At 70.8% G+C, this 18,344-nt stretch carries 16 protein-coding genes and 3 pseudogenes; 13 read left to right on the plus strand and 6 right to left on the minus strand.

The window, feature by feature from the left end; translation table 11 throughout:
• Positions 1-38: 38 nt before the first annotated feature.
• Both G4G29_RS16170 and G4G29_RS16175 read right to left on the minus strand, forming a co-directional pair.
• Entirely contained in the window at positions 39-1,523 is a 1,485-nt protein-coding gene (locus tag G4G29_RS16170; RefSeq protein ID WP_183150812.1) for an APC family permease, read from the minus strand.
• Positions 1,524-1,645: 122 nt separating this feature from the next.
• Positions 1,646-2,251: an NUDIX hydrolase family protein gene (locus tag G4G29_RS16175; protein WP_183150813.1), complete on the minus strand. Its 606-nt coding sequence runs from the start codon at positions 2,249-2,251 to the stop codon at positions 1,646-1,648.
• 72 nt (positions 2,252-2,323) lie between these two features.
• On the opposite strand from G4G29_RS16175, the gene G4G29_RS16180 reads away from it, so the two are divergent.
• A complete protein-coding gene (locus G4G29_RS16180; protein ID WP_183150814.1) occupies positions 2,324-2,980 on the plus strand; it encodes an alpha/beta hydrolase-fold protein in 657 nt (218 codons plus the stop codon).
• 73 nt (positions 2,981-3,053) lie between these two features.
• Here G4G29_RS16180 and G4G29_RS22575 read toward each other — a convergent pair whose 3' ends face one another.
• The gene (locus G4G29_RS22575) at positions 3,054-3,851 is read right to left on the minus strand and encodes a hypothetical protein (protein WP_244632095.1); all 798 of its coding nucleotides are present in this window, start codon (positions 3,849-3,851) and stop codon (positions 3,054-3,056) included.
• Positions 3,852-4,020: 169 nt separating this feature from the next.
• Between G4G29_RS22575 and G4G29_RS22580 the strand changes: the two genes are divergently transcribed.
• Entirely contained in the window at positions 4,021-4,830 is an 810-nt protein-coding gene (locus tag G4G29_RS22580) for a hypothetical protein (RefSeq protein WP_244632096.1), read from the plus strand.
• On the opposite strand, the gene G4G29_RS16190 is transcribed toward G4G29_RS22580, so the two are convergent.
• The gene (locus G4G29_RS16190) at positions 4,808-5,800 is read right to left on the minus strand and encodes an ABC transporter substrate-binding protein (protein ID WP_183150815.1); all 993 of its coding nucleotides are present in this window, start codon (positions 5,798-5,800) and stop codon (positions 4,808-4,810) included. The genes G4G29_RS22580 and G4G29_RS16190 overlap by 23 nt on opposite strands.
• Positions 5,801-5,953: 153 nt before the next feature.
• Between G4G29_RS16190 and G4G29_RS16195 the strand changes: the two genes are divergently transcribed.
• The 11 genes and pseudogenes from G4G29_RS16195 (at position 5,954) to G4G29_RS16230 (ending at position 17,836) form a co-directional block, all read left to right on the plus strand.
• Positions 5,954-6,571: a cupin domain-containing protein gene (locus G4G29_RS16195; protein WP_202045316.1), complete on the plus strand. Its 618-nt coding sequence runs from the start codon at positions 5,954-5,956 to the stop codon at positions 6,569-6,571.
• Positions 6,572-6,751: 180 nt separating this feature from the next.
• The gene (locus G4G29_RS16200) at positions 6,752-7,801 is read left to right on the plus strand and encodes an iron chelate uptake ABC transporter family permease subunit (RefSeq protein WP_183150816.1); all 1,050 of its coding nucleotides are present in this window, start codon (positions 6,752-6,754) and stop codon (positions 7,799-7,801) included.
• A gap of 110 nt (positions 7,802-7,911) precedes the next feature.
• Positions 7,912-8,846: pseudogene (locus G4G29_RS16205) on the plus strand (iron chelate uptake ABC transporter family permease subunit).
• On the plus strand, positions 8,843-9,616 hold the full coding sequence (locus tag G4G29_RS16210; RefSeq protein ID WP_183150817.1) for an ABC transporter ATP-binding protein: 774 nt from the start codon (positions 8,843-8,845) through the stop codon (positions 9,614-9,616). The pseudogene G4G29_RS16205 and the gene G4G29_RS16210 overlap by 4 nt, the downstream one beginning before the upstream one ends.
• A 241-nt stretch (positions 9,617-9,857) precedes the next feature.
• Complete coding sequence (locus tag G4G29_RS16215) at positions 9,858-11,540, plus strand: ATP-binding cassette domain-containing protein (protein WP_183150818.1); 1,683 nt, start codon at positions 9,858-9,860, stop codon at positions 11,538-11,540.
• A 182-nt stretch (positions 11,541-11,722) separates the two neighbouring features.
• Positions 11,723-12,604 (plus strand): DEAD/DEAH box helicase, encoded by an 882-nt coding sequence (locus G4G29_RS22585; protein WP_244632097.1) that lies wholly within the window; start codon positions 11,723-11,725, stop codon positions 12,602-12,604.
• Positions 12,604-12,783 (plus strand): annotated as a pseudogene (locus tag G4G29_RS24185) (helicase-related protein); the annotation flags it as partial. The gene G4G29_RS22585 and the pseudogene G4G29_RS24185, both read left to right, overlap by 1 nt.
• Positions 12,784-12,927: 144 nt before the next feature.
• A pseudogene (locus G4G29_RS22590) lies at positions 12,928-14,765 on the plus strand (ATP-dependent helicase); the annotation flags it as partial.
• A gap of 434 nt (positions 14,766-15,199) precedes the next feature.
• Complete coding sequence (locus tag G4G29_RS22595; protein WP_244632098.1) at positions 15,200-16,201, plus strand: hypothetical protein; 1,002 nt, start codon at positions 15,200-15,202, stop codon at positions 16,199-16,201.
• A 22-nt stretch (positions 16,202-16,223) separates the two neighbouring features.
• Positions 16,224-17,063 (plus strand): EI24 domain-containing protein, encoded by an 840-nt coding sequence (locus G4G29_RS16225; protein WP_244632099.1) that lies wholly within the window; start codon positions 16,224-16,226, stop codon positions 17,061-17,063.
• Entirely contained in the window at positions 17,063-17,836 is a 774-nt protein-coding gene (locus G4G29_RS16230) for an Fpg/Nei family DNA glycosylase (protein ID WP_183150819.1), read from the plus strand. The genes G4G29_RS16225 and G4G29_RS16230 overlap by 1 nt, the downstream gene beginning before the upstream one ends.
• A gap of 31 nt (positions 17,837-17,867) precedes the next feature.
• Here G4G29_RS16230 and G4G29_RS16235 read toward each other — a convergent pair whose 3' ends face one another.
• Together G4G29_RS16235 and G4G29_RS22600 are read right to left on the minus strand one after the other, a co-directional pair.
• Positions 17,868-18,152: a WYL domain-containing protein gene (locus tag G4G29_RS16235; RefSeq protein WP_244632100.1), complete on the minus strand. Its 285-nt coding sequence runs from the start codon at positions 18,150-18,152 to the stop codon at positions 17,868-17,870.
• Positions 18,059-18,283 carry an HTH domain-containing protein gene (locus tag G4G29_RS22600; RefSeq protein WP_244632101.1) on the minus strand — a complete coding sequence of 75 codons (225 nt, stop codon included), beginning with the start codon at positions 18,281-18,283 and terminating at the stop codon, positions 18,059-18,061. The genes G4G29_RS16235 and G4G29_RS22600 overlap by 94 nt, the downstream gene beginning before the upstream one ends.
• Positions 18,284-18,344 lie beyond the last annotated feature (61 nt).

An 18,344-nucleotide genomic window follows, 5' to 3' on the forward strand; every position in this document is an offset into this window, starting at 1 on the left:
CCTTCGAGTGCGGGCGTGCGGAGCGGGCGGTTGCGAGGTCAGGCGTTCTCGTCGAAGCGGCGCACGATCTGGGCGTACGCCTCCGGGGCCTTCACGCGCATGATCGCCGCCTGTACGAGGCCGATGACCGGGGCGATCACCACGACCGCGACGAGCGTGATGCTGATCGGACCCCAGACCGGGTTGCCGTCGGCATCGACATCGCTCACGAGCAGCGGGAAGTTGGCCGCGATCAGCACGGCAGAGACCGCGAGTCCGACGAATCCGAGGGCGGGGGCGATCACGGTGTGCCAGGGGCTCCGCAGCGCCCTGGTGCGGGCGAAGTAGACGACCACAGCGAGGCAGGTCACCGCCATCAGGATCACGATGGCCAGGGTGCCGATGCCCGCGAACCAGGAGAAGATGTTCTCCGGCGCGAAGCCGATCAGGGCGAGCACGATGATCGCGATGCCGGAGGTCGCCACCTGCACGATCGACGCGACGTGCGGCGAGCCGTGACGGCCGTGCACGGCCCCGACCCGGTCGGGGAGCAGACGCGCATTGGCCATCGAGTGGTGGTAACGGGTCAGCACGTTGTGCAGCGACAGGACCGCGGCGAACATGCTCCCGAGGAACAGCACCGCGACGGCGATCGACCCGATAGGTCCGAGGTACTGCTCGGTGACGCGGGTGATCAGGGTGGTCGGGTCGGCAGCGGCTTCGTCGATCACCGCGCCCTCCCCGACCCCGACCACGATGGCCCAGGCGGCGAAGGCGTAGAACACGCCGATCACGATGGCCGAGGCGTAGGTGGCGCGAGGGATCGTGCGCTCGGGGTCGCGCACCTCGTCGCGATACACGACGGTCGACTCGAACCCGATGAAACTCGCGATCGCGAACATGAGTCCGAGCGCTGGGGCGCCGGAGAGCACGTTCTGCAGCAGGAACGAGCCGAAGGTCACACCGTCGGCCCCGCCCGTGAGGAGGATCACCACGCCCAGCAGCACCACGATGCCGATCTCGGCGAGCAGCACCACCACGAGCACGCGCGAGCTGAGCTCGATCTGCCGGTAGCCGAGGGCGCCGACGAGCGCGACCGAGGCGAGCGTGAGCAGCCACCACGGGATCTCCGGACCCCCGAGGAGGACGATGCTGGAGCTGATGGTCGCACCGAGGTACGAGAACACCGCGATCTGGACGGTGGTGTAGCAGACCAGCGCCAGGTACGCCGTGGCCAGACCGGGTGTACGGCCGAGCCCGTGGGTGGCGAACACGAAGAAGGATCCCGCTTTGGGGAGGTAGCGGCTCATCGCCGTGAGGCCCACCGAGAAGAGCAGCAGGATCACGGTGGCCACGAGGAACATGACCGGGAACCCGATGCCGTTGCCCACGAGGTAGCCGATGGGGACGAGTCCCCCGACGACCGTGAGCGGTGCAGCGGCCGCGATCACCATGAAGGTGACGGAGACCGCCCCGAGGTTCCCGCGGAGACTGCGCTCTGTGGGCTGTTCCGTGCCACGAGACGTCGTTGTCGAAGCATCCATGTCAAGCATCCTTTTGCCGATTGGACTAATGGTCTACTTTCTAGCCCATTAGATTCGACGGCGCAAGAGTCGACGGTGAGATCGGTACGACGCCCCTCGGCGGAGGCGCGGAGGAGGGGGTGTCAGCGGAGGAGGCCGAGGCTGGCGAGCGCCTGACGGATCAGCGTGCCCCTGCCGTTCTCCATCTCGGCGGCGACGGCATCCGACCCCGCGGCCTCCGGCGAGAACCAGGTGACCTCCAGCGCGTCCTGACGCGGTTCGCACGTGCCGGTCACCGGGACCACGAAGGCCAGCGACACGGCGTGCTGCCTGTCGTCGTGGAAAGCGCTCACGCCAGGGATCGGGAAATACTCCGCCACCGTGAAGGGCAGCGGCTGCGGCGGCAGCAGCGGGAAGGCCATCGGCCCGAGGTCGTTCTCGACGTGCCGGAACAGCGCATCGCGGATCGTCTCGCCGAACCGGACGCGCCCGGACACGATCGTGCGGGTCATCTCACCCATCGGCGTCGAGCGCAGCAGTATCCCGATCTCGGTCACCTGCCCCGAGCCGTCGGTGCGCACCGGGATCGCCTCGACATAGAGCATGGGCAGTCGGCGCCGCGCCTCTTCGAGCTCGAACTCGCTCAGCCAGCCGGGGTTCGCATCCGGAACGGGCGGGTTCGCATCCCGGAAGCCTCCGAGACCGTCGTCTTCGGGCTCCGGCTCGGGATCAGGTGTGCGGACCGCCATGTGTCCTTTCTACCAGCCACCTCCCCCGATCGACACCGGCAGCACGTCGGCGGCCCCTGGCAGGATGGCGGTGTGAGCGAGAACCTGACGATCGACGACAGCGCGACCCGGTGGTCGCACCTCGACCGCGACCGGATGCCGCTGCTGGTGCTGCTGCACGGGTACGGGGCGGATGAGCACGACCTCTTCGGACTCGTCCCCCATCTCCCGAAGGGGATCGCCGTCGCATCCGTCGCGGCTCCTCTCGCACCGCCATGGCCCATGCCTGGGCGCTCCTGGTACGCGATCGAGGGACTCGACGGTCGCAGCCCCGGGGCGGTGACCGTCGCAGCCGAGGCGTTCCTGCGCTGGCTCGACGACGTCGCGCGAGACGCCCCCTCGGTCGCGCTGCTCGGGTTCTCGCAGGGTGCCGCCGTGTCGCTGCAGGCCTTGCGCCTGGCACCCGACCGTTTCGGCGCAGTGGTCGCCTTGAGCGGATACGCCGCGTCGGGCGAGCTTCCGGGCGATGAGGCGCTGGCCGAGCTGCGACCGCCGGTGTTCTGGGGCCGCGGCACGCACGACGATGTCATCCCGCCCGCACTCGTCGAGCACACGGCGCAGTGGCTGCCCGCGCATTCCGACCTGTCCGGCCGGGTGTACACGGGGCTCACGCACAGCATCTCCGAGGAAGAGCTCGCCGACGTGCACCGCTTCCTCACGAAGTGGATCGAGGGGATCGCGAAGGACTGAGCCGGTCCGGCGTTCGGCGACGGCACCGCTGCGCACCCTCCGAGGAACGCGGTGCCGCCGCCGAGACGGTCTTTCAGGAGCGGACGAGGATGGTCGCCTCGATTCCCCAGCCGAGCGGCTCCGCCCGCTCCCACGTCCATCCCGCAGCCGCTGCCAGTTCACCCAGCCGCTCGCTGGAGCGGAACGGCGCGCCGGTCATCGCGAAGCCGACGATCCGGTGCTCCTCGGCATCGGGGCTGAGCGCATCGGGCCTGCTCGACTCGAGGAGGACCACCCGCGACGCGTGCGGGGCGAGCTCATCGAGCAGCGTGACCGCCTCGGCATCGGTCCGGTGCGCGAGGGCGAGGGCGAGCACGGCGACCTCGACCGGACGGCCGTCCCACACCGTCGCGGCGTCACCCGCGTCCTCGACGATCGCGTCACGCACCAGGCCGTGCTCGTGAAGCGCGATGTCGATGCCGCCCCGTGATCCGTCCTCGAAAGCGCCCACGACGGCAGGAGCGCCTGGACCGACGACGAGCAGGCCGGAGACGTCGTCCCACATCGGGTCCGCCACGAAGCCGTCGAGCAGATACGCGAGCCGGCCGGCATCCTCCACGAGAACTTCGACGTGCGTGGCATCGGTCTGCGCCTGCGCCGCAAGGGTGTCGCCGTGCGCCCGCTGCCACGGCGAGACGCCGTCGCGCAGCGCGTGATCGAGGTCGCGCAGTGCCAGCACGGCCTCTGCCTCCAGTCCCTCGAATTCCTCGCGGTGATGCTCCTCGAGCAGCTCCTCCCCGAAGCGCCCGAGGGAGAGCGCGTCGACATCCCCGGCGATCACCTCGGCGGAGGTGAGGATGCCGCGCAGCGCGTCCAGCGACCGCGGGGCCACCCCGAGTCCCCGGCGAGCGTCGACAGCGGGAGCGGGCCGTCGGCCAAGGCATCCACCACGCCCAGCCGGACGGCCGCTCTGACGACGAGCCAGGGCACGGGAGACGCCGGCTCGACCACCGGGGATCCTCCGGCGCCGATGCGTCATCCCCCACCGACGCCGTCTCCGCATGCCAGTAGCCGGTGATGTTCAGGCGATCCTTCGCGAGTCCCCTCTCGCGCTGCAGGAAGCGTCGCACCGGCAGCAGTGCACGACTCTCCGCGGCGGCCCAGGCGTAGCCCTCGCCCTCGGTCGGAAGCACGAGGTTGCGGACGGCCTCCTCGAGCGCCGCCGCGTCGCCGCCGGGCGCGGTCACCCAGGTCACGGTGTCACCGGGACGGACGCTCAGCTCCTGGCGGGCGGCATCGTCCTCGACCAGCAGCAGTACATGCGCCACCGCGTCGGTCGGACGCTCGTCGAGGAAGCGCCCGACCGCGGGGAGGCCGGTCTCGTCGGCGATCAGCACGATCCAATCGAGCTCCTCCGGCAGCCGCAGCGAGGACTTCGGCCCCACGAAGGAGAGTTCGTCGCCGATCGCGGCCGATTGCGCCCAGGACGCGGCGGGCCCGTCGCCGTGCAGTACGAAGTCGAGCGCCATCTCGCCGCCGCCGACATCCACCCAGCGCGGCGTGTAGTCGCGGGCGAGCCGGTTCTCGGCGGCGGTCCACTCGATGCCGTGCGGGAGCTGGATAGGGAGCGCCGAATCGAGGTCGCCGTCCGCGGCGAAGATCAGCTTTATGTGGTCGTCGAATCCCGGGGCCGCGAAGGCCCGGTGGACGTGCCCGTCGACAGTGGCCTCTCCCAGCCCGTCTCCGCCGACGACGATGCGCCGCATCCGAGGAGTGATCTCCTCGATGCGGCGCACCGCCACGCGGCGCACGACCAGCGGATGGGAGGTGAATGCGCGCTGTGCCATCTCAGCCGAACAGCTCCTCGATGATGTCGAGCAGAGCCAGCGCCTCGTCGTAGTCGCCACGGGCGACCCAGTACGGCAGCACGTAGGCGGCGTCGTCCTGGAACGCCGGGAGCGCGGCGAGGACCGGGTTCTCGGACAGCGTGTCGATGTCGCCGATGTCGGTGTTGAAGCCGGTGATGAAGACAGTCGGCTGCGTGATGACCTGGCCGACCTGCTCGGTCGACAGCTCGAACGAGTCGCCGCCCGGGGTGTAGGGCTCGTAGCCGCCCTCGGCGAAGAGCGGTGCGGCCTCGATGCCGACGGCGTCGAACACCACGGGAAGGCCCATGTCCTCGCGGGCGACGTACACCGTGCCGTCGGGGAGGATCGAGAGGAAAGCGGAGGGAGCGGTCGGGACCGTGATGTTCGCCGCGACCTCGTCCACGCGGTCCTCGTACGCCGCGAGCGCCTCGTCATAGAGCTCGCCCTTGCCGAAGACGTCCTCGGCGAGGAACGAGTACTGGTCCTGCCATGTCGCCTTGTCTCCGCTCACCAGAACGGTGGGCGCGATATCGCTGAGGTCGTCGTAGGCATCGGTGGCGAGGAACAGCGGGAAGCCGATGCCACCGCCGACGATCAGGTCGGGCTCGAGCGCGAGGATCGCCTCGAGGTCGAAGCCGTCGCCGCTCCAGGTGATGAACTCGGTGCCCTGCTTCTCGGCATCCTCTGCCCAGAAGTCGGAGAACGACGCCTCGTAGCCGAAGTCCTCGGAGGTGAGCGCCGCGACCGGCACGTCGAGGTCGTAGAGGTAGCCGGCGAGTGCGTAGTTCAGCACCACGACCTTCTGCGGATCGGCGGGGACGGTGACCTCGCCCTGCTCGGTGGTGACGACGCGGGTCGTCGCCTCTTCGGATGCGCCGGCTCCCGACTCGGGGGCGGGATCGGCGGCGCACGATGCCAGGGCGAACAGGGCGACCACGGGGAGCGCGGCGAGAAGGCGGAAGGATCTGGACATGGAGAGACCTCGGGTTCGACGGGTGCAGGGACCGGCGGGCAGGCGACGGACGGCGCCGCTCGGGTAAGGTAAGGCTATTCTCACTAACCGGTCGAATCGTGACGCATGCGACATCGACGCGGACGGATACGACATGTCTCGGAGGGGAACCGCGTGCGATCCACCGCCCTCGCCGGCACCGTCCCGGAGAACTCGATCCGTTTCCTCGGACACGACACCCATGAGCACGACGAGCCGCACGTCGTCTACGTGGTGACGGGGTCGGCCGTGCTGACCGTCGACGGCGTCGACATCCCGCTCGGCCGGCACGAGGCCGCCTGGCTGCAGCCGCACATCCCTCACGCGGTCAGGGTGCGCGAGGGCGGGACGGTCCTGGGGCCGATCCTCGAGGATGCCGCATCGCCCGCGACGCGCGTCCGCGTGCTCGGTGTGGTCCCCGCACTCGTCGACGTCATGACCACCGCGCTCGTCGCAGCGCCCAGCACCGATGAGCAGATCCTGCCGTTCCGCCGGGCGATCGCCCGCGTTCTGGAGACCGTGTCACGCCCGTACTTCCCCGTCGTGTACCCCGAGCATCCGGCCGCCAAGCGTCTCGCGAAAGATGCTCTGCGTCTGCCTCTCCCCCTCGACGAGCTGTCGGCACGCCATCGGATGAGCGCCCGCCAGGTGCAGCGCATCTTCGTCACGGAGACGGGCTGGTCGTTCTCGCGCTGGCGGGGTCGGGCTCGCATGAATGCCGCGGTCGCGCACCTGGTGGGGGCGGCGACCTGACCGCGGCAGCACGGCTCTCGGGTTTCCGCACCAGGTCGGGGCTCGTGAAGGCCCTCAGCCGAGAGACCGGGATCCCCTCCGACCGCCTCACTGCCGATGCCCGCGGCGCCCTCACCGACGCCTGAACCGCACGGCGCGACGGTCGGAAGCTGTTAGCGTTTCGGCGTCCAGAGGAGCCCCATGACCACCGCCACGCGCACCGAGCCGGCCACCGGATCCGGCGTTCGGCAGACGCGTACCCGGCGCCGGGTGTTCGGACTCGTCGTCTCGCTGTTGCTCCTCGCCGTACTGTGTGTGCTGAGCGTGGTCGTGGGGTCGGCCGCGCTGCCGCTCGACGTGGTCTGGAAGGCGTTCGTGGCACCGGACGGATCGGTGAGCCAGGTCACGGTCACCAGCGCCCGCGTCGACCGCACGGTGCTCGGCCTCCTCGTGGGCGCCGCGCTGGGAGTCTCGGGGGCGCTCATCCAGGCTCTCACCCGGAACCCGCTCGCCGATCCCGGCATCCTCGGGGTGAACGCCGGAGCGGGCTTCGCGGTCACGCTCGCGGTGGCCTTCCTCGGGATCACCCGGATCGACCAGTACCTGCCGTTCGCGTTCGTCGGCGCCATCGCGGCGTCCGCTCTCGTCTACCTCGCTGCCGGCGCCGGTCGTGGTACGGGGTCTCCAGTGCGTCTGACGCTGGTCGGTGTGGCGTTCGCGGCTGTGCTCACCGGGTTCTCGCACACGCTCGCCCTCATCGACACCGAGACGTTCGACCGGATGCGCTTCTGGGGTGCGGGCACGCTCGCCGATCGCCCGAGCGGCACCATCGACGCGATCCTCGTGCCGATCGCGGTCGGACTCCTGATCGCGGCGTTCTGCGCGCGTCCGCTGAACGCCCTCGCACTCGGTGAAGACACCGCGCGGGCCGTCGGGGTACGGCTCGGCGTCACACGGGTCGCGATCATCCTGGCCGTCGCGCTCCTGTGCGGCGCGGCGACGGCGGCCGTCGGACCCCTGGTGTTCGTCGGACTGGTCGTCCCCCACGCCGTGCGATGGATCACCGGACCCGACTGGATCTGGATCACGCTGTACTCCGCCATGCTCGCGCCCGCCCTGGTGCTCGGCGCCGACATCCTCGGACGGATCCTCGTGATCCCCGCCGAGCTGCAGGTCGGCGTGATGCTGCCGCTGATCGGCGCGCCCGTGCTCATCGCGCTCGTCCGCGGCCGGAAGGCGAAGGCCCTGTGAGCGCGACCCTCGTCCTGCGCGCGGGCCCCCTCTCGGTGCGCACCACCCGCCGGATGCTGCTGGTGTGCGCGACGCTCATCGCGCTCTCCCTCGGCCTCGCCGTCTGGGCGATGACGCTCGGCAGCTACGGAGTGAGCGCCGGTGAGGTGATCGGCGCCTTCCTCGGACAGTCCGAAGGTGCGGTGCGCAAGGTCGTCATCGAGTGGCGGGCGCCCCGGGTGGTCGCGGCGCTGCTGTTCGGCGCGGCGCTGGGCATCTCGGGCAGCATCTTCCAGTCCCTCACCCGCAACCCCTGGGCAGCCCGGATGTGATCGGCTTCAGCACCGGCTCGTACTCGGGCGTGATCCTGATGATGCTGACCGGCGCGACCGGCTATGCCGCCTACGCCGCCGGGGCGCTGATCGGCGGCGTGCTGACCGCGACGATCGTCTACCTGCTGGCGTTCCGCCGCGGCATGCAGGGGTTCCGGCTCATCATCGTCGGCATCGCGATGGGCGCGCTCCTGCAGTCCCTGAACACATGGTTCAGCACCAGGGCCGACGTCGACCTCGCGCTGCGTGCGGCCGTCTGGGGCGCGGGATCCCTCGCGGCGGTCGACTGGACCACTCTCGGGTTCGCGGCGATCGCGATCGCCGCGGTACTGCTGTGCGCACCCGCCGCTCAGCGCCGGATGCGACGGCTCGAGCTGGGCGACGACGCCGCGGCCATGCTCGGCATCCCCCTCGAACGCACGCGCGGCATGCTCATGCTGCTCGGGGTGGCCGCGATCGCCGCGGTGACCGCCGCCGCGGGGCCGATCGCGTTCGTGGCCCTGGCCGCCCCGCAGATCGGGCAGCGGCTGACCGGGCGCGGCACCTCGGTCGACCTCGTCGGGGCCGCGCTGACCGGGTCGGTGCTGCTGCTCGTCGCGGATGTGATCGCCCAGCATGCGATCCCCGACGTGACCCTGCCGACCGGTGCCGTGACGATCTGCATCGGCGGCCTCTATCTGCTCGTGCTGCTCACGCGCGAGAGCAGGCGCTTCACCGGAGGAGGACGACGATGACACGACTCGCGACCGAGGACCTGCGCGCCGGCTACGGCGGACGCGGGGTGCTCGTCGGACTCGACGTTCGGATCCCCGATGGCGAACTCACGGTGATCGTCGGGCCGAACGCCTGCGGCAAGTCGACGCTGCTGCGCGCGCTTGCCCGGCTGCTCCCCGCCACCGGAGGCCGCGTGCTCCTGGACGGCGGCGACATCACCCGCCTGTCGACGAAGGAGGTGGCACGGCGGATGGGTCTACTGCCGCAGAGCCCGCTCGCCCCCGAGGGAATCACGGTCGCGGACCTCGTCGGACGCGGCCGCTACCCGCATCAGAGCGTGCTCTCGAGTTGGTCGGCCGACGACGAGCGGGCGGTCACGGAGGCCATGGCGGCCACGAACGTCACCGACCTCGCCGAGCGCAACGTCGACGAACTCTCCGGTGGACAGCGCCAGCGTGCCTGGATCGCGATGGCGCTGGCCCAGGAAACCCCGATCCTGCTACTGGACGAGCCGACGACGTTCCTCGACATCGGGCATCAGATCGAGGTGCTCGAACTCGTCACCCGGCTGCACCAGGAGGGGCGGACGGTCGTCGTGGTGCTGCACGACATCAACCAGGCCGCCCGCTACGCCTCGCACCTAGTCGCGATGAAGGACGGGCGCATCGTCGCCGAGGGCGCACCGCGCGACATCGTCGATGCGCGGCTGCTCACCGAGCTGTTCGACCTGGAGGCGCGAGTGATCGCCGACCCCGATACCGGTGCACCCGTCGTGCTCCCCGGTCGCTGAGACCCAGCTCCGACACGCCCGGGTTGCGCAACGGCGACACGCCCGGGTATCGTCGGGGAGTCCTGTCCGCCGTGTCTGGAAGTCCTTTGATCTGATCCGTCGCCTCCGCGCTCCTCTTTCCGCGCGCTGACCCGACGATCGCCGACTCCACGGCAGACCCTCCCCACCGCATTCCGTGATGCGTTCACGGCCCGGCAGGGGCTCGGTGTCAGTGCACCCTCGCACTCGACAGGAGACACTCATGTCAACCCCCACCACCCTTCACGCGTCGGTCGTCCTCGACCGGCTCACCTTCACCCGGCCGGACGGATCGGTCGCTCTCGACGGCATCTCCGGAGCGTTCGGCTCCGGCCGCACGGGCCTCGTCGGTCGCAACGGCGCCGGCAAGTCGACGCTGCTCCGTCTGATGGCCGGGCAGCTCGCTCCGACCTCGGGCACCGTCACGGCCTCCGGCGAGGTCGCGTACCTCCCTCAACAGTTGACCCTCGACGTCGACCGCCGCGTCGCCGAGCTTCTCGGGGTGTCCGAGGCGCTCGACGCCGTGCGTGCCATCGGCGCGGGCGACGTCGATCCCGCGCACTTCGACGCGGTCGGCGACGACTGGGACATCGAGGCGCGCGCCGAGGCGTCGCTGGCGGAGGCCGGCCTCGCCCCGGAGTTCCTCGACCGCAGGGTCGGAGAGCTGTCCGGCGGCGAGGCGGTGCTCGTCGCGATCGCCGGCATCCGTCTGCGCCGCGCACCGATCACCCTCCTCGACGAGCCGACCAACAACCTCGACCGCGACGCCAGGGCGAAGCTCGCGGCGATGGTGCGCGCCTGGAAGGGAACGCTCATCGTCGTCAGCCACGACCTTTCGCTGCTCGAACTGATGGATGAGACCGCCGAGCTGTACGCCCAGACGCTGAGCGTGTTCGGCGGTCCGTACTCCGAGTGGCGGGCGTGGCTGGATACGGAGCAGGATGCCGCGAAGCAGGCAGAGGTCGCCGCCGCCCAGGCCCTCCGCAAGGAGAAGCGCCAGCGGATCGAGGCCGAGGTCAAGCTCGCTCATCGCGCCCGCATGGCGAAGAAAGCACAGATCGAGAAGCGGGTGCCGAAGATCATCGCGCACGGCCGGAAGATGGCCGCCGAGGTGTCTGCCGGCAAGCTCCGCACCGAGGTCGGCGCGAAGGAGGACGCGGCGCGTTCGATGCTCGACGAGGCCGGTCGGCGCGTGCGGTCCGACAGCTCGATGAAGATCGAGCTACCCGATCCGCAGGTCTCACGCACCCGCCGCATCGCCGAGATCGGCGACGCGGAGCGCACCTGGGTGATCCAGGGCCCGGAGCGCGTCGCCCTGATCGGGCGGAACGGCGCGGGGAAGACGACGCTTCTCGAGCGGTTGGTCGCGAGCGCGGCAGTCGTCTCGTCGGAGTCCGCCGCGATCACCCCGGAGGCGGATGCCGGCACGGACTCGGCGGCGGAGTCGACGAGCAGCGAGCGCCCGATGCTCGTCGCCGAAGCCCGCACCGACCAGATCGGCTACCTGCCGCAGCGGGTCGACGGCCTCGACGAGGATCGTTCGGTGTTCGAGAACATCGCGGCTGCGGCACCGCACATGCCGGAGAAGGAGCTGCGCAACCGGCTCGCACGGTTCCTGATCCGTGGGGCGACGGCCGAGCGACCGGTCGCCTCGTTGTCCGGCGGCGAGCGCTTCCGGGTCGCCCTCGCGAAGCTCCTGCTCGCCGACCCCGCGCCGCATCTCGTGGTGCTGGACGAGCCGACGAACAACCTCGACCTCGACACGGTCGACCAGCTCGTCGAAGCGCTCCGCGCCTACCGCGGCGCTGTGCTGATCGTGAGCCATGACGACGCGTTCCTCGCACGGCTCGACCTCGACCTCACGCTCGAGATCGACCAGGAGGGAGCCTTGCGCGAAGTCGTCTGACGGCCCGGTCGCGATGCACGTCGCGGCCCCGATGTCGGTGGCAGGAAGCATGATGGAGGGATGAGCGATGTGCTCGACCGCTTCACCCCCGCCACGCAAGACTGGTTCCGGGGGCGTTTCCCGCGCCCACGCCGGCGCAGGCGGGCGCGTGGAATGCCATCTCCGCGGGCAAGCACGCGCTCGTGGTCGCGCCCACGGGCTCGGGCAAGACCCTGTCCGCATTCCTGTGGGCGATCGACAGCGTGTTCCGCGAGCGCATGGACGAGGCGGCCCCTCCGGCGAAGGGCGATCCGCGCACGCGCATCCTCTACATCTCGCCGCTGAAGGCGCTCGGCGTCGACGTCGAGCGCAACCTCCGTTCCCCGCTGATCGGCATCGGTCAGTCGGCCCGGCGGCTCGGCGTGCCCGCGCCCGCTGTCACCGTCGGGGTGCGGTCGGGCGACACCACGTCGAGCGATCGACGCAAGCTCGTGTCCGATCCGCCCGACATCCTCATCACGACCCCCGAGTCGTTGTACCTCATGCTCACGAGCCGCGCGGGCGAGACGCTGCGCGGCGTGCACACCGTCATCATCGACGAGGTGCACGCCGTCGCGGCGACCAAGCGCGGTGCCCACCTCGCCGTGAGCCTTGAGCGTCTCGACGCCCTCCGCCGCGCGAACGGCATCGACGCACCCGCACAGCGGATCGGGCTCTCGGCGACGGTCCGCCCCATCGACGAGGTGGCCCGGTTCCTCGGCGGCGCGGCGCCGGTCGAGATCGTCGCACCGCCGGCGTCGAAGACGTTCGAGCTCGGTGTCGTCGTGCCGTTGGACGACATGACCAATCCACCGCCGCCTCCCGGTGTCCCCGGCGAGGCAGCGGACGCCGAGTACAGCGAGGTCACCGGGTCGGTCTGGCCGCATGTGGAGGAGGCGATCGTCGACCGCATCCTGCAGAACAATTCGACCATCGTGTTCGCCAACTCCCGTCGCCTGGCCGAGCGCCTCACAGGGCGCTTGAACGAGATCTACTCGAGCGCATCGGCGTCGAGCTTCCGGCGGCGACCGTGCCTGCGGCCATGATGGCGCAGGCGGGAGCGACCGCAGGTGCCGACCCCGTGCTCGCCAAGGCCCACCACGGCTCGGTTTCGAAGGAGCAGCGGGCGCAGGTCGAAGAGGAGCTCAAGTCGGGGGTGCTGCGGTGCGTCGTCGCGACGAGCAGCCTCGAGCTCGGCATCGACATGGGCGCGGTCGACCTCGTCATCCAGGTCGAGGCTCCCCCGTCGGCCGCTTCCGGCCTGCAGCGTGTGGGTCGCGCCGGCCACCAGGTGGGCGAGATCAGTCGCGCCGCCCTCTTCCCCAAGCACCGCGGAGACGTGCTGCACACCGCGATCGTCACCGAGCGGATGCTGGCGGGCAAGATCGAGGCCATCCAGGTGCCGCGCAATCCGCTCGACATCCTGGCGCAGCAGACGGTCGCCGCGAGCGCCCTCGGCGCCATCAGCGTCGAGGAGTGGTTCGAGACCGTGCGCCGTTCCGCCCCCTTCCAGTCGCTTCCGCGATCGGCCTACGAGGCGACGCTCGATCTGCTGGCTGGCCGCTTCCCCTCCGACGAGTTCGCCGAGCTGCGGCCACGACTGGTGTGGGACCGCGATGCCGGCACTCTCACCGGGCGCCCCGGCGCTCAGCGCATCGCGGTCACCAGTGGCGGCACGATCCCCGACCGCGGACTGTTCGGAGTCTTCGTCGCCGGCGAGTCGACGGGCGCCAGGGTGGGCGAGCTCGACGAAGAGATGGTCTACGAGTCTCGGGTGGGCGATGTGTTCACCCTCGGCACCACCAGCTGGCGCATCGCCGAGATCACCCACGACCGCGTCAATGTGATCCCCGCATACGGCCAGCCGGGAAAGGTGCCGTTCTGGCATGGCGACGGCATCGGGCGTCCGTTCGAGCTCGGTGAGGCGCTGGGGGCGTTCTCGCGGGAGGTGTCGTCCGCCGTCCCCGAGAAGGCGCAGCAGCGGCTGATCGACGCGGGCCTCGACGAGCAGGCACGTGCGAACCTCATGGCGCACCTCACCGAGCAGCGCGAGGCGACGGGCACACTCCCCACCGACCGCACGCTCACGGTCGAGCGCGGCCGCGACGAGGTCGGCGACTGGCGCGTGATCCTGCATTCCCCGTACGGCATGAAGGTGCACGCGCCCTGGGCGCTCGCCATCAACGCCCGCGTGCGCGAACGGCTCGGCGTCGAGGGTCGGCGGTCGCGAGCGACGACGGCATCATCGTGCGGATCCCGGATGCCGAGGCCGAGCCGCCTGGAGCCGAGCTGTTCGTGTTCGACCCGGAAGAGCTCGAGCATGTGGTCACCCAGGAGGTGGGCGGTTCCGCCCTGTTCGCCTCACGGTTCCGCGAGTGCGCCGCACGCGCCTTGCTCATGCCGCGCATGAACCCGAACAAGCGCACCCCGCTCTGGCAGCAGCGACAGCGGTCGGCGCAGCTCCTCGAGGTGGCGAGACGGCATCCGACGTTCCCGGTGATCCTCGAGACCCTGCGCGAGGTGCTGCAGGACGTTTACGATCTCCCGTCGCTGCGGAAGCTGGCGACATCGATCGCCGACCGCCGCATCCGGCTGGTCGAGACCGAACCGGGCCAGCCGTCGCCCTACGCGCGAGACCTGCTGTTCGGCTACGTGGGCGCCTTCATGTACGAAGGGGACTCACCCCTCGCCGAGCGCAGGGCGGCCGCACTGTCGGTCGACCCCGCGCTGCTCGGCGAGCTCCTCGGCACCGTCGAGCTGCGTGAGCTGCTCGACCCCGACGTGATCGCCCAGTTCGAGCGCGAGGCCCAGCGCCTCGACTCCGATCGCAGAGCGCGCGGGCTCGAGGGGGTCGCCGACCTCCTGCGCATGCTCGGACCCCTCGACGCCGAAGAGGTCGCCCTGCGCCTCGACCCCGCGAGCATCGCCGGCGAGACGAGCGAGACCGTCGACGCGGCCACCGCCTCCGCCCTGCTGGACGAGCTCGTGAGCGCGCGCCGGGCGATCCCGGTGACGATCGCCGGCGCGCACCGTGTCGCCGCGATCGAAGACGCTGGGCGATTGCGCGACGCACTGGGCGCCGCACTCCCCACCGGGATCCCCGTGGCCTTCCTGGAACCGGTCGCCGACCCGCTCGGCGACCTGATCGCCCGCCACGCGCGCACGCACGGCCCGTTCACGACGGATGCCGTCGCCACGAGGTTCGGCCTCGGCGCCGCAGTGGCCCGGCACACCCTGCAGCGGCTGGAGACGACCGGACGGCTCACGAGCGGCTACTTCCTGCCGGAGGCTGCGGGCAGCGGCGACGCGATCGAGTGGTGCGACTCCGAGGTGCTGCGTCGGCTCAGGATGCGCTCGCTCGCGGCGATCCGCGGTTCGGTCGAGCCGGTGTCTCCCGAGGCATACGCGCGCTTCCTCCCCGACTGGCAGCACATCGGCCGACCGCTCGAGGGCGTCGACGGGGTGCTCAGCGTGATCGAGCAGTTCGCCGGAGTGCCGATCCCCGCGAGCGCGTGGGAGTCGCTCGTGCTGCCGTCCAGGGTGCGCGACTACTCCCCGCCCTGCTCGACGAGCTCACGGCCGCCGGCGAGGTCATCTGGTCCGGACACGGCACCCTTCCGGGACGTGACGGCTGGGTCTCGATGCATCCCGTCGACCTCGCGCCCTTCACCCTTCCCGAGCGCGAGGCCGAGATCGCTCCCGATTCGCTGGAGTCACGGATCCTCATCGCACTCGACGTCGGCGGCGCCTACTTCGCGAGTCAGCTGAAAGAGATGGCGGCGGCCGAGAACGAGCAGTCCGTGCTCGAGGCGCTGTGGTCGCTCACGTGGTCGGGCTACGTCACCAACGACACCTTCGCCCCGATCCGCTCGCTGCTGGCCGGCGGCTCCCAAGCCCACAAGGTGAAGCGCAGGGCTCCGCGTGCCCGCACCTATCGGGGCATGTCGCTCACGGGTTCCGCTGCACCCCGCCCCACGTCGATCGGCGGACGCTGGTCGATGCTCCCCGCCCTCGAAACGGATGCCGCGCGCAGGGCCACGGTCACCGCCGGCCTCCTGCTCGACCGCTACGGCGTGGTCACCCGCGGCGCCGTGCAGGCCGAGGGCGTTCCCGGTGGTTTCGCCCAGGCGTACCGCGTTCTCGCCGGGTTCGAAGAAGCAGGGCACTGCCGCCGCGGCTACGTGATCGAGAAGCTCGGCGCCGCACAGTTCGCCGCCTCCGGCACGGTCGATCGGTTGCGCACCTACGCCGGGCTCGCCGATCCACCACCCCGGCATGCCGTGACGCTCGCGGCGACCGACCCCGCGAATCCCTACGGCGCGGCGCTCGGATGGCCCAAGCTCGACGGCGTCTCGCACCGGCCGGGGCGCAAGGCGGGAGGACTGGTCGTGCTGGTCGACGGCGCCCTCGTGCTCTCCCTCGAGCGCGGCGGCCGCACCGTGCTGTCGTTCAGCGACGACGAAGAGGTGCTGCGGGCCGCCGCCGCCGACCTGGCCGCGACGGCGCGCACCCGACGCCTCGACACCCTGACCGTCGAGAAGATCAACGGCGAGGGTGTGTACGGCACCCCGCTCGCCGTCGCCCTACAGGAGGCCGGATTCGTGGCCACTCCGCGCGGCTTCACCCTCCGCAAGGTCGTCTGACTCTGCACCTACGCTGGAAGCCATGATCCGAGAGTTCGCCGCCGGCATCCGCACCCTGCTGCGCGGGTTCGGATTGTGGCGCACCCGGCCGGGGCTCATGGTGCTCGGGCTGATCCCCGCGATCATCGCCCTCGTCGTGCTCGCGGCCGCTCTCGTCCCACTGGTGATCGGTCTGCCGACGGTCTCATCGTGGCTGACGCCGTTCGCGGAGGGATGGCTCGAGCCGTGGAAGGGGCTGCTGCGCGCCGCGGTCGGTTTCGTGGTGGTGGCCGCAGCCCTGGCGCTCGCCAGCGTCGTCTTCAGCGCCCTGACCCTGACGATCGGCGACCCGTTCTACCAGCGCATCTGGCACGTGGTCGAGCTCGATCTCGGCGAGGCCCCGCCTGCCGATGGTGGCAGCTTCTGGACGACCCTCGGCGAGGGGCTGCGACTGGTGCTGCTCGGCATCCTGATCGCGATCGGCGTCCTGCTGATCGGACTCATCCCTGCCGTCGGCGGTTTCCTCGGACCCGTCGCCGGGGTGGTCCTGACCGGGCGGCTGCTCGCACGCGAGCTCACGGGACGCGCCTTCGACGCCCGCGACCTGAGTCCGGCCGACCGGGCCGCGCTGTTCTCCGGCAGCCGCGCACGCGTGCTCGGCTTCGGTGTCGCGACCCAGCTCTGTTTCCTGATCCCCGGCGGAGCCGTCGCCGTCATGCCGGCCGCGGTCGCCGGGAGCACGATGCTCGCGCGCGACATGCTCGCCCGCACCGTGATCGTCGCACCGGCCCCGTCGCCGCACCCCGTGTCGCCGCGCCCCGAGTCGCCGCACCTCGAGTCGCCTCCGCCTCCGCCTGCCGCCGCCGCCGACGGGACGCCCTGATGCCCGAGGGCGATACCGTCTTCCGCACCGCACGGCGTCTCGACGAGGCGTTGGCCGGCGCAGATGTGACGCGCTTCGACCTGCGCGTGCCACGGTTCGCGACGCTCGACCTCACGGGTCAACGCGTGCACGCCGTCGTGCCCCGCGGGAAGCATCTCCTCGCCCGCATCGGCGACAGCACGCTTCATTCCCATCTGCGCATGGACGGTGCCTGGTTCGTGTATCGACCGGGTGAGAAGTGGCGGCACCCGTCGTTCAAGGTCCGGGCGATCGTCGGAACGGACGAGCACGAGGCCGTGGGCGTCGACATCGCCGAGATCGAGGTCGTCCCCACCCGAGACGAGGATCAGCTCGTCGGCTACCTGGGGCCGGATCCCCTGGCCGACGATTGGGATGCCGCGGAGGCCATCCGACGACTCGGCGCCGACACGCGGAGCATCCACGTCGCTCTCCTCGATCAGCGCAACGTCGCGGGGTTCGGCAACGAATACGCCGCAGAGCTCCTGTTCCTGCGCGGGATCCTGCCGACGCGGCCGACACCCGAGGTCGACGTGCCCGCCCTCCTCGAGCTCGGAGTGCGCACCATCCGCGCCAACCGCGACCGTCGCCACCGGACCTTCACCGGCATCGATCGCCCTGGTCAGGGCACTTGGGTCTACGGCCGCGCCGGGCGCCCATGCCGCCGCTGCGGAACCCTCATCCGCCGTGGCGAGCAGGGCGCGGATCCGACTCGCGAACGCATCACGTTCTGGTGCCCGGTCTGCCAGCGCTGACACCGCGCCGCTGACACCTCGACCGCATCGGTCACTCGCAGCGGCGCCCGTGCACCGGCGGGGCGTCCGCCGGCGGGGTCCCGACCTCCTGAACGGTGTGACCGCTGCAGGCGCGGGTCGTCATGCGGGCCTGCTCGATGCGGGGAACGACGAACCAGAGCATCGCGTCGCGCAGAAGGCACCAGCCGGCCAGGTACCACTGGCCGTTCGTGGGGGCGAACATCACGGGCTCGACCTCACGTGCGGCCGTGGCACCGGCGAGGGAGGTGCAGCGGATCCTGCGCCGGCGACAGGGTGACCGGCGGCAGGGATGCACTCGACGCCAATCCGTACCCACCACCGGGTCCTGGGCGCGGCGAGGTCTCGCTTCACCGTCCGCACCGATACCTCGAACTCGGTGGCGAGGCGCTCCGCCTCGTATCCGCGCGTGCCGTTGCGGCGCAGCATCTCCGTGAGGGCATGGAGCCGGTCGGATCACTTCACCGTCGGGGCCTCGTGGAATTCATGA

Source organism: Microbacterium sp. Se63.02b (genome assembly GCF_014171575.1).
Classification (GTDB): domain Bacteria; phylum Actinomycetota; class Actinomycetes; order Actinomycetales; family Microbacteriaceae; genus Microbacterium.

Bases quoted from the DNA above. Each gene is read 5' to 3' on its own strand.
- G4G29_RS22580 (WP_244632096.1), top strand. From the start codon at position 4,021: ATGCCAGTAGCCGGTGATGTTCAGGCGATCCTTCGCGAGTCCCCTCTC.
- G4G29_RS16215 (WP_183150818.1), top strand. From the start codon at position 9,858: ATGTCAACCCCCACCACCCTTCACGCGTCGGTCGTCCTCGACCGGCTC.
- G4G29_RS16170 (WP_183150812.1), bottom strand. From the start codon at position 1,523: ATGGATGCTTCGACAACGACGTCTCGTGGCACGGAACAGCCCACAGAG.
- G4G29_RS22595 (WP_244632098.1), top strand. From the start codon at position 15,200: ATGCATCCCGTCGACCTCGCGCCCTTCACCCTTCCCGAGCGCGAGGCC.
- G4G29_RS22600 (WP_244632101.1), bottom strand. From the start codon at position 18,283: ATGCTGCGCCGCAACGGCACGCGCGGATACGAGGCGGAGCGCCTCGCC.
- G4G29_RS16190 (WP_183150815.1), bottom strand. From the start codon at position 5,800: ATGTCCAGATCCTTCCGCCTTCTCGCCGCGCTCCCCGTGGTCGCCCTG.
- G4G29_RS16230 (WP_183150819.1), top strand. From the start codon at position 17,063: ATGCCCGAGGGCGATACCGTCTTCCGCACCGCACGGCGTCTCGACGAG.
- G4G29_RS16200 (WP_183150816.1), top strand. From the start codon at position 6,752: ATGACCACCGCCACGCGCACCGAGCCGGCCACCGGATCCGGCGTTCGG.
- G4G29_RS16175 (WP_183150813.1), bottom strand. From the start codon at position 2,251: ATGGCGGTCCGCACACCTGATCCCGAGCCGGAGCCCGAAGACGACGGT.
- G4G29_RS16225 (WP_244632099.1), top strand. From the start codon at position 16,224: ATGATCCGAGAGTTCGCCGCCGGCATCCGCACCCTGCTGCGCGGGTTC.
- G4G29_RS16210 (WP_183150817.1), top strand. From the start codon at position 8,843: ATGACACGACTCGCGACCGAGGACCTGCGCGCCGGCTACGGCGGACGC.